Source organism: Rhodococcus sp. IEGM 1241 (genome assembly GCF_033142365.1).
Lineage (GTDB): Bacteria > Actinomycetota > Actinomycetes > Mycobacteriales > Mycobacteriaceae > Rhodococcus_F > Rhodococcus_F erythropolis.
This window is the reverse complement of sequence record NZ_JAWLSE010000005.1, coordinates 520,198-533,145: the sequence shown is the minus strand read 5'-3', so window position 1 is coordinate 533,145 and position 12,948 is coordinate 520,198. Positions and strand designations below refer to the sequence as shown.

Here is a 12,948-nt window from a genome sequence, read left to right as displayed (position 1 = left end):
TCTTGTCGTAGCTGGAAGTTATGCGGTGCAGGAAGCGCGGCCCATTTCCAGGAGCACGCATGCCGAGGTGTCGGACAGCTTCCAGGAGCCGTCTTCGAGCTCCCAGGTCCACGGGGTGGCGGGTGCGGCGCCGTGCGGGCTGACGACGGCGACGTCTGCGGTTGCGGTCTGACCGTCGACCTTGACGTTGTCCACGTTGAACGTGATCGCGTAGGCCGGGTTACCGCCCAGCGCAGCACTCATCGTCTCGATGTTGGCCTGACGCTTGGTTCCGTCGACCACCAGAGCGGTCTTCTCCTCGATCGGCTTGGCCGGATCGATCAGAGCGACGAGCGAAGCGTTGAGCTCCTCGGCCGTCGGAGCCGTTGCGGCAGCGGCAGCAGGCGTCGTGGCGGAAGCCGAGGCCTTGGCCGTGGTGCTCGAGGCGGCGACCGAAGTCGAGCTGGCAGCCGTCGAATCCTTGTTGTCGTCCGAGCTGCATGCACCCATGGTCAGGACGGCAGCGACGGCACAAGCGCTGATGAGAGTCTTGCGGATGATCACAGCGTTACCTTTCGTTGTAAAGAGAGACAGGCGCTGTCTCCATCTTGTAGGCAAGGCTAACATGACCAAAACCTGGCTCGAGACCAGTCGGCACGGTCCGTACTCACGTGTGAATTCGCACTCGCGCACCGTGTCTGGCGACACTTGGGGCCTTATGCCGGTAGCGTTGATGGATCGCACTGGGAGGAGACGCACATGAGCTCGACAGAGAACCCGGATTCGGTTGCGGCAGCAGAAGAACTCCACGCGCTACGAGTGGAAGCACAAGTACTGCGCCGACAACTTGCACAATCGCCGGAGCAGGTGCGTGAGCTGGAGTCGAAGGTGGACTCGCTGTCCATCCGAAACAGCAAGTTGATGGACACCCTCAAGGAGGCCCGTCAGCAGCTCATCGCACTTCGTGAAGAAGTCGACAGACTCGGTCAGCCGCCGAGCGGTTACGGAGTCCTTCTCTCGGTACACGAGGACAAGACCGTCGACGTGTTCACGTCGGGTCGCAAGATGCGATTGACGTGCTCACCGAACATCGACACGGACACCCTTGCCCTCGGACAGACGGTGCGCCTCAACGAGGCACTCACCATCGTCGAGGCCGGCACCTACGAGCAGGTCGGTGAGATCAGCACGCTCCGTGAGGTACTCGACGACGGCTTGCGCGCACTGGTGGTCGGTCATGCCGACGAAGAGCGCATCGTCTGGCTCGCAGCACCGTTGGCAGCCGTCTTCGCCGACCCCGAAGCCGACATCATCGCGTACGACGCCGATTCTCCGACCAGGAAACTGCGTCCGGGCGACTCGTTGCTCGTCGACACCAAGGCCGGGTACGCCTTCGAGCGCATCCCGAAGGCCGAGGTCGAAGATCTGGTTCTCGAGGAAGTTCCGGATGTTCACTACGACGACATCGGTGGTCTCGGGCGTCAGATCGAACAGATCCGTGATGCCGTCGAACTCCCGTTCCTCCACAAGGACTTGTTCCACGAGTACTCGCTGAGGCCGCCGAAGGGTGTACTGCTCTACGGTCCGCCGGGTTGCGGTAAGACGCTCATCGCCAAGGCCGTCGCCAACTCGTTGGCCAAGAAGATCGCCGAAGCTCGCGGTCAGGACAGCAAGGACGCCAAGTCCTACTTCCTGAACATCAAGGGCCCGGAACTTCTGAACAAGTTCGTCGGCGAAACCGAGCGTCACATCCGGATGATCTTCCAGCGTGCTCGTGAGAAGGCGTCCGAGGGGACGCCGGTGATCGTCTTCTTCGACGAGATGGACTCGATCTTCCGTACCCGTGGTTCGGGAGTCTCTTCCGACGTGGAGACAACGGTCGTCCCGCAGCTGCTCAGCGAGATCGACGGTGTGGAAGGGCTCGAGAACGTCATCGTCATCGGCGCTTCCAACCGTGAGGACATGATCGACCCGGCCATCCTGCGTCCGGGCCGACTGGACGTGAAGATCAAGATCGAGCGCCCCGACGCGGAATCCGCTCAGGACATCTTCTCGAAGTACCTGGTGGACGGTCTGCCGATCAATGCGGACGACCTCGCCGAGTTCGGTGGCGATCGCACCGCATGCTTGAAGGCGATGATCGTTCGCGTCGTCGATCGCATGTACGCGGAGAGCGAAGAGAATCGTTTCCTCGAGGTCACCTACGCCAACGGCGACAAGGAAGTTCTGTTCTTCAAGGACTTCAACTCGGGTGCGATGATCCAGAACATCGTCGACCGCGCCAAGAAGTACGCGATCAAGTCGGTACTCGACACCGGTGCTCCTGGCTTGCGTGTGCAGCACCTCTTCGATTCCATCGTCGACGAGTTCGCCGAGAACGAGGATCTGCCCAACACCACCAATCCTGATGACTGGGCACGTATTTCGGGCAAGAAGGGTGAGCGGATCGTCTACATCCGCACTCTCGTCACCGGTAAGAACGCCAGTGCCAGCCGCGCGATCGACACAGAGTCGAACACGGGCCAGTACCTGTAGCGAAACCAACACCGATCGGGCCGGCCACTCCTCGGGAGTCGTCGGCCCGATCTGTGCGTCGCTGCCGTTCCCTCCGTTGCGATTGGACCGGTCGGTCGTGCTGGTTTAGAGTCCCGCCGTGCAGATACATCTTCGACACAATCCGTCGTCCACTGTCGCTCGCTGCTACCTCGCGCCCGGCGAACCGCTGCGCGTGGAGAGCGGGGCAATGCTCGCGCATTCCGCCGGCGTAGTTCTCGAAGCGAAGGCGCAGGGCGGCGTCCTGCAGGGACTCAAGCGGTCGATGCTCAGTGGGGAGTCGTTTTTCGTCACGACGTATACCGCTCCGCCGCAAGGTGGTTGGGTCGACGTGACCGGCGTGCTTCCCGGCGATCTGATCCCACTGACCATCACGTCCGATCGCCCGTTCTTCCTCAACCGTGGAACCTGGTTGGCCAACTCCTACGGCGTGACCGTCGAGTCCAAGTGGGGAGGCATGTCCAACCTCTTCGGCGGTGAGGGTGGATTCGGTCTGCGGGCAAGTGGCGACGGTGAAGTAGTGCTGGCCGTCTACGGCGCGATCGACGTCATCGACTTGCAGCCAGGCGAGACGGTCACGATCGATACCGGTCACGTGGTCGCCTACGACCTCGGGATGAACTTCAACATGCGGCGCGCCGTTCAGGGGCGCACCATTCAGTCGATGAAGTCCGGTGAAGGATTTGTCTTCGACTTCACCGGCCCGGGACGCGTTCTCGCGCAGACCCGCAACCCCAGCGCGTTTGCTGCTTGGCTCTCGGCGATCACCCCGGGCTGATCACGGTCGCAGCGGTGTTCAACTCCAGCGGTGTTCAACTCCAGCGGTGTTCAACTCCAGCGGTGTTCAGCTCCAGCAATAGTCGGCCAGCAGCGCGCGTGAGTCCGGAACGAACGGCCACGACGGGTCCTGCAGGTGGGCGCCGAGTTCTTTCGGCGTCCACCACCAACCTTCGGCGATCTCGCTGGGTTGATGTGCCATCGGCCCGTCGTATCTGAGTTCGAACGCAAACAGGTGACAGCGCAACGGAGAGTTGTTCCACTCGCCGTCCCAGGAGATTCGAGCGATCTCCGTCAGTTGGAGTGGCTGATCTGCTGTTCCGAAGATTCCGAGTTCTTCACCGACTTCACGGATCGCGGTTTCCTGCGGCGTCTCACCTGGATCAACGACACCTCCGGCAAGACAGTCGTGATAGCCCCCGAACACCGCTTTCGTGTCGGTTCGGCGATGGACGTAGATGCGGGAGCCGTCCCCGGTGCGAACCAGGACGCCCGCACTCGCGTGCCAGAGCCCACCCGAGTAGACGACGGAACGTGGTGCTCGGCCGATCGGATTACCCGTCCGGTCGTACACGGCGACTACCTCGTCCGCGGGATTCAGGTCTGCGGTGAGAGGTTGGTGCATTCCTCCAACTGTGCCACGCCTGTGGGTGCCGCGCCGCAATCACATAGGCTCTTGTGTCATGCAGCGGATCATCGGTGTCGAGGTCGAATACGGAATATCTTCACCCAGTGAGCCGTCGGCGAATCCGATTCTCACTTCAACCCAGGCGGTGCTTGCCTACGCCGCCGCAGCGGGCGTGCCACGGGCCAAGCGCACACGCTGGGATTACGAGGTCGAATCTCCGCTGCGAGATGCCCGAGGCTTCGATCTGGGGCGAATGAGCGGTCCCGCTCCGGTGATCGACGCTGACGAGATCGGCGCCGCGAACATGATTCTCACCAACGGGGCACGGTTGTACGTCGACCACGCCCATCCGGAGTATTCGGCCCCCGAGGTCGCCGACCCGCTCGATGCCGTGATCTGGGACAAGGCCGGCGAACGAGTGATGGAGGCAGCTGCGCGGCACGCCTCCAGCGTGCCGGGTGCCCCACGGTTGCAGTTGTACAAGAACAACGTCGACGGCAAGGGTGCGTCGTACGGCACGCACGAGAACTATCTCTGCTCGCGTGACACCCCGTTCGCCTCGATCGTGACCGGCTTGACGCCGTTCTTCGCGTCTCGGCAGGTGATCTGCGGTTCCGGTCGTGTGGGTCTCGGTCAGTCCGGCGACGAGGCCGGATTCCAGCTTTCGCAGCGATCCGACTACATCGAGGTCGAAGTAGGCCTCGAGACCACGCTCAAGCGCGGAATCATCAACACCCGCGACGAACCGCACGCGGATGCGGACAAGTACCGCCGGCTGCACGTCATCATCGGTGACGCGAACCTCGCGGAGATGTCGACCTACCTCAAGGTGGGAACAACCGCGCTGGTACTCGACCTGATCGAGGCGGGCGTCGACCTCACCGATCTGCAACTGGCACGTCCGGTCACCGCCGTCCACCACATCAGCCACGACCCCACTCTTCGCAAGACCGTTGCGCTGGCCGACGGTCGTGAACTGACGGGGCTTGCGCTGCAACGTATTTACCTCGAACGGGTCTCGAAGTTCCTCGATCGCGAGGCGGATCGTGATCCGCGAGCGGACGATATCGTCGCCAAGTGGGCGATGGTTCTCGATCTCCTCGAGCGCGATCCCATGGAGTGCGCGAACATCCTCGACTGGCCGGCCAAACTGCGTCTGCTCGAAGGTTTCCGCAATCGTGAGGGACTCGCGTGGTCGGCTCCGCGATTGCATCTGGTGGATCTGCAGTACTCCGACGTGCGACTCGACAAGGGCCTCTACAACCGTCTGGTTGCTCGCGGCTCCATGGAGCGGCTTGTCACCGAACAGCAGGTTCTCGACGCGGTCACGAACCCTCCCACCGACACTCGCGCATACTTCCGTGGCGAGTGCTTACGCCGATTCGGGGCCGATATCGCGGCCGCGAGCTGGGATTCGGTCATCTTCGATCTCGGCGGCGAGTCGTTGATCCGCATCCCCACCCTAGAGCCGCTTCGAGGTACCAAAGCGCACGTCGGAGCGTTGCTCGACTCCGTTGACAGCGCCGCGGAACTGGTTGATCAGCTCACTCACTGAAACAGCCGATGCGGCTCGCCGTCGCGTCTCTCCACACCTGACGGTGCCGCTCGGTAGGGTGAAGGTCCGAGCGGGATCAGTTACCGACTCTGCTGGGCCGAACAGGATGCTCGCGAGAGCTCCCTTCACACAAGGAGGTCGACGGCGATGGCTCAAGAACAGACGCAGCGTGCCGGTGGCGGCGAAGACGACGAAACCACTGGTGGCGACGGCAGTGCCGGCCAGGAGCGTCGTGAGAAGCTCGCTGCAGAAACCGACGACCTGCTCGACGAGATCGACGACGTGTTGGAAGAGAACGCCGAGGACTTCGTCCGTGCCTATGTCCAGAAGGGCGGCCAGTGACGGTGGATCGCGCGCCCCGGATCACCGACGGGGACACACGGTTGAGCTTCGGCTCGAATCTGTCGTCATTCTCGGAATACCTTCGGGTGCATGCACCGGAGCATCTTCCGCAGAACCGCTTCGCCGACACAGGAGGTGTTGTCATGGGCGGGGGAGACGTAGCTCCGCACGGCACCACCATCGTCGCGATCAGCTATGCGGGTGGAGTTCTGCTCGCGGGTGATCGCCGAGCGACGATGGGCAACCTCATCGCCAGCCGTGACGTGCAGAAGGTGTACGTCACGGACGACTACTCGGCTGCGGGTATCGCCGGTACGGCCGGGGTCGCAATCGAACTGGTCCGGCTCTTCGCGGTCGAGCTCGAACATTACGAGAAGATCGAAGGCGTCCCACTCACGTTCGACGGCAAGGCTAATCGACTTTCGTCGATGGTTCGAGGAAATCTCGGAGCAGCGATGCAAGGTTTGGCGGTCGTGCCATTGCTCGTGGGTTACGACCTGGACGCGGTCGATCCGTCGAGGGCAGGTCGCATCGTCTCCTACGACGTCGTCGGTGGGCGATACGAGGAGCGCGCGGGCTATCACGCAGTCGGATCCGGTTCCCTGTTCGCGAAATCGGCGCTCAAGAAGCTGTATTCCCCGGGAATCGACGAGGACACCGCGCTTCGGTTCGCGGTCGAGGCGCTGTACGACGCGGCAGATGACGATTCGGCTACCGGTGGTCCTGATCTGACACGCGGGATCTATCCGACAGCGGTCACCATCACCTCGGCCGGTGCCGTGGAGTTGTCGACGGCCAAGGCTGCCGAGATCGCAAGGGAGATCGTCGCGGCTCGTACTGCGACAGCGAGTCCGGAAGGGGAGTCTGCGCTATGACGATGCCGTACTACGCATCAGCCGAACAGATCATGCGCGATCGTTCGGAATTGGCGCGCAAGGGAATTGCCCGCGGACGCAGCGTCGTCGTTCTCACCTACCGCGACGGAGTGCTCTTTGTCGCCGAGAACCCGTCGAGGGCGCTGCACAAGGTCAGTGAACTGTACGACCGTCTCGGATTTGCGGCAGTGGGCAAGTACAACGAGTTCGAGAATCTGCGCCGCGCGGGCATCGTCCACGCCGACATGCGTGGGTACTCGTACGACCGTCGGGACGTCACGGGGCGTTCCCTCGCCAATGCGTACGCACAGACCTTGGGAACGATCTTCACCGAGCAGCCCAAGCCGTACGAGGTCGAGATCTGCGTTGCCGAGATCGGCCGTTTCGGGAGTAGTACGCCGGCTCAGCTCTACCGGATCACGTACGACGGTTCCATCGCGGACGAGCAGGAATTCGTGGTCATGGGCGGTACGACCGAACCGATCGTGACGGCGATGCGCGAGTCCTACCAGCGAGACCTCGACCTCGAATCCGCGGTGCGGCTCGCGGTTGGGGCGCTTCAAAAGGGCGGTCCGGCGCCGGCCGGAACCACTGAGGCGGAACCGCGAACACTCGATGTGAGTGCACTCGAGGTTGCCGTTCTCGACAGCAACCGTCCACGCCGTGCGTTCAAAAGAATCGCTGGTTCGGCATTGGAAGAGATGCTTCCAACTCCGGCAGCAACTGAGGACGCGCCGCCGGCAAACGGCGACGCACCCTCGTAGTTGCTGCGTCGGTCTGGGAGTTACTGCGTGATTCTGTAGACGGCCACCGCGCCCGGTTCGGTGTCGAAATCGAACCGGCGCGCGTCTGCCACCACTTCACCGTCGGTGGCGATGGCTACCGGTGAATCGGCCACTCGAACCGACATCGAGGACACGAGTTCGCGAACGTAGACCCGCGAGCTGCCCAATGTTCCTGTGGCAGCAGCAAACAGCAGGCGTGAACGCGAGAACTTCTTGTCCGCGCGCAAGTAGCGGACGTCGAGCAGTCCACGGTTCATCTCCGGACGCGACATCGGCACCTGATCAGCGGGGGAGTATCGCCCGTTTCCGACGAAAAGCATCCAGATGGTGGTCCGCTTCCCGTCGATGGTGACAGTCATCGGCTCTGCCGCTGCGAGAACCCGGATCATTGCAGCACCAGCGGCCGGCCACTTACCGAAACGCGGTTCCCACTTTTCCCTCAGACGCACAGCGTCCGGGTATCCGCCCAGGCTGGCTGTGTTGAGAAACCGTGCAGTCACTCCGGAATCCGTGCGCACCACCGCGTGGTCGACAAATGCCGCCTGACCGGACTCGACTGCCTGTGCGGTCTCCTCGACATTCACCGCCCCGACGTCGCGGGCGAAATGGTTCAACGTTCCGCCGGGAAAGACCGCAAGTGGTAGCTCGTGCTTTGTCGCCGCGGTCGCGACCGTGACCACTGTTCCGTCGCCGCCGCATACTCCTAACGCTTTCGGCGAGAGTTCGGGGATCTTGGCATCGATCTGCATGTCGAAGTCGATGTCCGCGTCGAACTCGTAGACGATGGCCTCCGGCAGCAGTTCTCGAATCGATTCCACGATCCCGTCGTCCTCGGAGCCTGAACCAGGATTGGTGAAGACCAACAAGCCTTCTCCGCGCGCGAGCGCGGGAACCACACATTCGGGTCCGAGTTCGGCGGGTTCTTCGTCTCGCACCGCCCACCAACGACGTGTGCCGGCAGCGATTGCGCCGCCGACCGCGAGGCCTGCGAAGACGTCGGACGGCCAGTGCACTCCGTTGTGAACGCGTGAGTACGCCACTGCTGCGGCCAGTGGCGCGAGTGCGGCGCCCGCCGCCGGGGACTCCATGGCCACTGCCGCGGTGAATGCCGCGGCAGAAGACGAATGCCCGGAGGGGAACGAGGACGACGTCGGAATGTCGACGCCTCGCTTCGGGCTCAGCCAGACACGCGCCGGTGGGCGCCGGCGGGGGAAGAGGGGCTTGAGTATGCCGTTGGCCAGCGCGCTCGAACCTGCCAGCGCGAGCATCCCACGTGCCGCTGCCCTCCTGGGGCGGCCACCGATCATCGCGAGCAAGGCTGCGACAACCATCCACAAAACGCCGTGATCGGCAGCTCTGGAGAGAAACCGCATGGTCGGGTCGAGCACGGAAGGGCGCAGTGCTCCAGTGCTTTCCATGACTTTGACGTCGCTTCGGACAACTTTTCGGCGAATAAGGCTCACACCGTCACACTATGCCGCCGCCCGACGTTGTCGAGTCGTGACTTACGACGCGATCGAAGTACACGGGTGAACCTCGCATTCTGGTTGTAGTGTCGAAGTGTGCAGAGACGAATCATGGGTATCGAGACGGAATTCGGCGTTACCTGCACCTTTCACGGGCACAGGCGACTGAGCCCCGACGAGGTTGCTCGTTACCTCTTCCGTCGTGTCGTGTCGTGGGGTCGCAGCTCCAATGTCTTCCTCCGTAACGGAGCCCGCTTGTACCTGGATGTGGGTTCGCACCCGGAGTACGCGACCGCAGAGTGCGACAGCCTCATCCAGTTGGTCAATCACGACCGTGCCGGTGAGCGAGTGCTCGAAGAACTGCTGATCGACGCCGAGGCGAGACTCGCCGAGGAGGGGATCGGCGGCGACATCTACCTCTTCAAGAACAACACCGACTCGGCCGGAAACTCGTACGGATGCCACGAGAACTTTCTCGTCGCGCGCGCCGGTGAGTTCTCCCGCATTTCGGATGTCTTGTTGCCGTTCCTCGTCACGCGCCAGTTGATCTGCGGCGCCGGCAAGGTGCTGCAGACGCCGAAAGCCGCGACGTTCTGCCTCTCGCAGCGTGCGGAACACATCTGGGAAGGTGTCTCGTCGGCGACCACGCGCTCGCGTCCGATCATCAACACCCGCGACGAACCGCATGCCGACGCCGAGAAGTACCGCCGACTGCACGTGATCGTCGGCGATTCGAACATGGCCGAAACAACGACGATGCTCAAGGTCGGTTCTGCAGCACTCGTGCTCGAGATGATCGAAGCCGGGGTTTCGTTCCGCGATTTCGCTTTGGACAACCCGATTCGTGCCATCCGCGAGGTGAGTCACGACGTGACGGGTAAAAAGCCTGTCCGTCTAGCTGGTGGTCGTCAGGCCAGTGCCCTCGATATTCAACGCGAATACCACGCCAAGGCAGTCGAACACCTGCGTAACCGCGAACCGGACCCGCAGGTCGAGCAGGTAGTCGACCTGTGGGGTCGCACCCTCGATGCCGTCGAAGCTCAGGATTTCGCGAAGGTCGACACGGAAATCGACTGGGTCATCAAGCGCAAGCTGTTCCAGCGCTACCAGGACCGTCACGGATTCGACCTGTCCGATCCCAAGATCGCGCAGCTCGACTTGGCGTACCACGACATCAAACGCGGCCGGGGAGTCTTCGACGTGCTGCAGCGCAAGGGCTTGGTCAAGCGGGTCACCGAGGACGAGACGATCGACGATGCCGTCGAGAATCCGCCGCAGACCACGCGCGCCAAATTGCGAGGCGACTTCATCACTGCAGCCCAGGCCGCAGGCAGGGACTTCACGGTCGACTGGGTTCACCTCAAGCTCAACGACCAGGCGCAGAGAACGGTGCTGTGCAAGGATCCGTTCCGTTCCGTCGACGAGCGTGTCGAGCGTTTGATCGCTTCGATGTAGGTCACTCATTTTCACGATTTACAACACGGCAGGTCTGTTTTGCGGCGACGCGCCGGGCACGAAAGTGTCCGGCGCGCGTTCGGTTATCGGATAGCCACTAGGATTTCGGCGTGGCGACATCAAAAATCGAGCGGTTGATGAACCTGGTGATCGCATTGCTGTCCACCAGACAGTTCCTCACGGCGGAGAAAATCCGCGACAGTGTGGCCGGGTACAACGATTCCGCGAACTACGAAGCGTTCAGTCGCATGTTCGAACGCGACAAGAACGAACTTCGTGACCTGGGTGTCCCGTTGGAAACCGGTCTGGCAGGACGGTTCTCGACGGTCGAGGGTTATCGGATCAATCGCAATGCCTATGAGCTTCCGGACGTTGACCTCACCAGCGAGGAATCTGCTGCGGTTGCTGTCGCCGTGCAGTTGTGGGAGTCGCCGGAACTGATTTCGGCAGCCCAGAGTGCACTACTCAAACTCCGAGCGGCCGGCGTCCAGGTCGACTCAGAAGTCAGTGCCGCGCCGGTCACGGCGATTCCCGCGCGCACCCGGGGTTCGGAGCCCGCGCTCGGCAAGCTGCTTGCAGCCGTCGACGCCGGCCGAGCAGTTCATTTTCAGCACCGCGGCGCATTGAACGAACCGTTCACCGAGCGCACCGTCGAGCCGTGGGGCGTCGTCACGCACAACGGCAAGTGGTATCTGGTCGGGCACGACGTCGACCGTGATGCGGTGAGGACCTTCCGGCTCTCCCGGATCGGTGACGATGTCAGGGAGTTCGGCCCGGCCGGTTCGGTTCACAAACCCGAAGGTGTTGATCTTCGCGAGGTCGTCGACCGCGTGACCGGATCGGGAGTCGTCACCGGAACCGCCACGGTCTGGGTCGCAGACGGCCGCGCACATGAGCTTCGGCGGCTTGCGACGTCGTCGTCCGATCGGCGGCTGACCGATCGTGATGGCAGCGTGCTGGCCATTCCCGTCCGATCCTGGGAATGGACCGCTCGGTTGATCGCCGGTCACGGTTTGGATGCACTGGTGTTGGACCCACCGGATTTGCGTGCTGAGGTCGTCGCGAAGCTTCGCGCCGCCGCGGCGAGCCCGGCCACCAGCAATGACGGACAGGGGGACAACTGATGAGCAATCGACTGTCATCGCGGTTGGCACGGCTGCTCAACCTCGTGCCGTACTTCATCGCGAATCCGGGCATCAGTCCCGCCGAGGCGGCCGAGGAACTCGGCGTCAGCACGACTCAACTGATGACCGATCTGAATCAGCTGTGGGTGTGCGGACTGCCCGGGTACGGTCCCGGCGATCTCATCGACCTGTCCTTCTCCGAGGAAAGTATCGAGGTCACGTTCTCGGCCGGGATCGATCGCCCGCTGCGCCTCACCTCTACCGAAGCGACGGCATTGCTGATCGCCCTTCGGTCGTTGGTGGAAATGCCGGGCATGGTCGATCCGTCGTCGGCCCAGCGCGCTATCGCGAAGATCGAGGACGCAGCAGGCTCGGCCGCGGCACGAGCTATCGGTCAGGACCGGGATACATCGCCGGCGCCGGACATCGCCGAAGACCCGATCGCCGCGACGGTCAGAGCCGCGCTCGCAGACAAGACCGCCCTGCGATTGACGTATTATTCGGCCTCGCGTGACGCGGTCTCCGAGCGCATCGTCGATCCCGTTCGTATCGTGTTGGTCGACAACTACAGCTACCTCCAGGCCTGGTGCCGTCAGGCCGAGGGTGTGCGGTTGTTCCGATTCGATCGGATCGATGCCGCCGTCCAACTCGACGAGCCCGCCGACCCGCCGCCGCAGGCCCTCGAGGAAGATTCGAATCTCGAGTTGTTCAGCGGCGACGGTTCCCTTCCGGAAGCACGGTTGTTCATCACCAAAGAGTGGGTGTGGATGCTCGACTACTACCCGATGGACGTCGAGCACGTGAACGACGACGGGTCGGTCGAGGCGACGATGAGTTTCGGAACACTCGAATGGATGGCAAGGCTGGTGTTGGGATTCGGTGAGGGAGTTCGGGTCCTTCATCCGCCGGAACTGGTCTCCGAAGTCCATGATCGGGCCGTTGCGGCACTCGACGCCTACGACGTAATCGGTTCGTAAAAGTTGGGGAAACTCCGCGTTCAGTGGGTTCGCAGGAAACAAACAGGTAAAAGGTAGCTGAAGTAAGTGCTTTGACACCTCCGAGCGCCGGTTGTGTCCGGTAGCATCGAGGAATCTGATCATGGGAGGTCGTTATGGGTGCAATGCAGCCGATGCATTGGCTGATTGTCGCTGTTGTCGTCGTAATTCTGTTCGGGTCGAAGAAGCTTCCCGATGCAGCACGCGGTCTGGGTCGTTCACTCCGCATCTTCAAGAGCGAAGTCAAGGAAATGCAGAACGACGATGCGGCGCCCGCAAGCGCGCCGGTCGCACAGCCTGCTCCGGCACAGTTGCCGACGGCCAACACCGCGGTTGTCGCAAACGGTGCAGCAGCACCTGTTGCGCAGCCGACCGAAGTCAAGCCGCTCTAGTACACACTGCGTTCTAGCCGGG

13 protein-coding genes are annotated in these 12,948 nt (G+C 62.5%); 10 read left to right on the top strand and 3 right to left on the bottom strand.

From position 1 onward, the window contains the following. Positions 1 to 18: 18 nt before the first annotated feature. Positions 19 to 543 carry a hypothetical protein gene (locus tag R4P70_RS23685; RefSeq protein WP_021344326.1) on the bottom strand — a complete coding sequence of 175 codons (525 nt, stop codon included), beginning with the start codon at positions 541 to 543 and terminating at the stop codon, positions 19 to 21. A 195-nt stretch (positions 544 to 738) separates the two neighbouring features. Between R4P70_RS23685 and arc the strand changes: the two genes are divergently transcribed. Both arc and R4P70_RS23675 read left to right on the top strand, forming a co-directional pair. After that, positions 739 to 2,514 (top strand): proteasome ATPase, encoded by a 1,776-nt coding sequence (arc, locus tag R4P70_RS23680; RefSeq protein WP_003944870.1) that lies wholly within the window; start codon positions 739 to 741, stop codon positions 2,512 to 2,514. Positions 2,515 to 2,632: 118 nt separating this feature from the next. After that, positions 2,633 to 3,310 carry a TIGR00266 family protein gene (locus R4P70_RS23675; RefSeq protein ID WP_003944961.1) on the top strand — a complete coding sequence of 226 codons (678 nt, stop codon included), beginning with the start codon at positions 2,633 to 2,635 and terminating at the stop codon, positions 3,308 to 3,310. Positions 3,311 to 3,376: 66 nt separating this feature from the next. On the opposite strand, the gene R4P70_RS23670 is transcribed toward R4P70_RS23675, so the two are convergent. Continuing rightward, a complete protein-coding gene (locus R4P70_RS23670) occupies positions 3,377 to 3,934 on the bottom strand; it encodes an NUDIX hydrolase (protein WP_020969670.1) in 558 nt (185 codons plus the stop codon). A gap of 58 nt (positions 3,935 to 3,992) precedes the next feature. On the opposite strand from R4P70_RS23670, the gene dop reads away from it, so the two are divergent. The 4 genes from dop (at position 3,993) to prcA (ending at position 7,473) form a co-directional block, all read left to right on the top strand. Then, complete coding sequence (gene dop / locus R4P70_RS23665) at positions 3,993 to 5,492, top strand: depupylase/deamidase Dop (protein WP_019748516.1); 1,500 nt, start codon at positions 3,993 to 3,995, stop codon at positions 5,490 to 5,492. A 147-nt stretch (positions 5,493 to 5,639) separates the two neighbouring features. Continuing rightward, positions 5,640 to 5,834: a ubiquitin-like protein Pup gene (locus tag R4P70_RS23660; protein ID WP_003944925.1), complete on the top strand. Its 195-nt coding sequence runs from the start codon at positions 5,640 to 5,642 to the stop codon at positions 5,832 to 5,834. Further along, positions 5,831 to 6,709: a proteasome subunit beta gene (gene prcB / locus R4P70_RS23655; RefSeq protein WP_317832063.1), complete on the top strand. Its 879-nt coding sequence runs from the start codon at positions 5,831 to 5,833 to the stop codon at positions 6,707 to 6,709. The genes R4P70_RS23660 and prcB overlap by 4 nt, the downstream gene beginning before the upstream one ends. Further along, on the top strand, positions 6,706 to 7,473 hold the full coding sequence (prcA, locus tag R4P70_RS23650; RefSeq protein WP_019748514.1) for a proteasome subunit alpha: 768 nt from the start codon (positions 6,706 to 6,708) through the stop codon (positions 7,471 to 7,473). The genes prcB and prcA overlap by 4 nt, the downstream gene beginning before the upstream one ends. A gap of 20 nt (positions 7,474 to 7,493) precedes the next feature. On the opposite strand, the gene R4P70_RS23645 is transcribed toward prcA, so the two are convergent. Beyond that, on the bottom strand, positions 7,494 to 8,912 hold the full coding sequence (locus R4P70_RS23645) for a phosphatase PAP2 family protein (RefSeq protein ID WP_021344323.1): 1,419 nt from the start codon (positions 8,910 to 8,912) through the stop codon (positions 7,494 to 7,496). Positions 8,913 to 9,056: 144 nt separating this feature from the next. Between R4P70_RS23645 and pafA the strand changes: the two genes are divergently transcribed. The 4 genes from pafA to tatA all read left to right on the top strand — a co-directional run bounded on the left by pafA (position 9,057) and on the right by tatA (position 12,926). Next, on the top strand, positions 9,057 to 10,415 hold the full coding sequence (gene pafA, locus R4P70_RS23640; protein ID WP_007729869.1) for a Pup--protein ligase: 1,359 nt from the start codon (positions 9,057 to 9,059) through the stop codon (positions 10,413 to 10,415). A 110-nt stretch (positions 10,416 to 10,525) separates the two neighbouring features. After that, complete coding sequence (locus R4P70_RS23635; protein WP_019748512.1) at positions 10,526 to 11,539, top strand: helix-turn-helix transcriptional regulator; 1,014 nt, start codon at positions 10,526 to 10,528, stop codon at positions 11,537 to 11,539. Next, positions 11,539 to 12,516: a helix-turn-helix transcriptional regulator gene (locus tag R4P70_RS23630; RefSeq protein WP_021344321.1), complete on the top strand. Its 978-nt coding sequence runs from the start codon at positions 11,539 to 11,541 to the stop codon at positions 12,514 to 12,516. Before R4P70_RS23635 ends, R4P70_RS23630 begins: the two co-directional genes overlap by 1 nt. Before the next feature lie 134 nt (positions 12,517 to 12,650). Next, positions 12,651 to 12,926 carry a Sec-independent protein translocase subunit TatA gene (tatA, locus tag R4P70_RS23625; protein WP_003944836.1) on the top strand — a complete coding sequence of 92 codons (276 nt, stop codon included), beginning with the start codon at positions 12,651 to 12,653 and terminating at the stop codon, positions 12,924 to 12,926. Positions 12,927 to 12,948: the final 22 nt, after the last annotated feature.

What these genes read in the sequence shown, in the direction of transcription:
- arc (WP_003944870.1), top strand. Translation starts at nt 739, where the DNA reads ATGAGCTCGACAGAGAACCCGGATTCGGTTGCGGCAGCAGAAGAACTC.
- R4P70_RS23670 (WP_020969670.1), bottom strand. Translation starts at nt 3,934, where the DNA reads ATGCACCAACCTCTCACCGCAGACCTGAATCCCGCGGACGAGGTAGTC.
- dop (WP_019748516.1), top strand. Translation starts at nt 3,993, where the DNA reads ATGCAGCGGATCATCGGTGTCGAGGTCGAATACGGAATATCTTCACCC.
- R4P70_RS23660 (WP_003944925.1), top strand. Translation starts at nt 5,640, where the DNA reads ATGGCTCAAGAACAGACGCAGCGTGCCGGTGGCGGCGAAGACGACGAA.
- prcA (WP_019748514.1), top strand. Translation starts at nt 6,706, where the DNA reads ATGACGATGCCGTACTACGCATCAGCCGAACAGATCATGCGCGATCGT.
- R4P70_RS23645 (WP_021344323.1), bottom strand. Translation starts at nt 8,912, where the DNA reads ATGGAAAGCACTGGAGCACTGCGCCCTTCCGTGCTCGACCCGACCATG.
- R4P70_RS23630 (WP_021344321.1), top strand. Translation starts at nt 11,539, where the DNA reads ATGAGCAATCGACTGTCATCGCGGTTGGCACGGCTGCTCAACCTCGTG.
- tatA (WP_003944836.1), top strand. Translation starts at nt 12,651, where the DNA reads ATGGGTGCAATGCAGCCGATGCATTGGCTGATTGTCGCTGTTGTCGTC.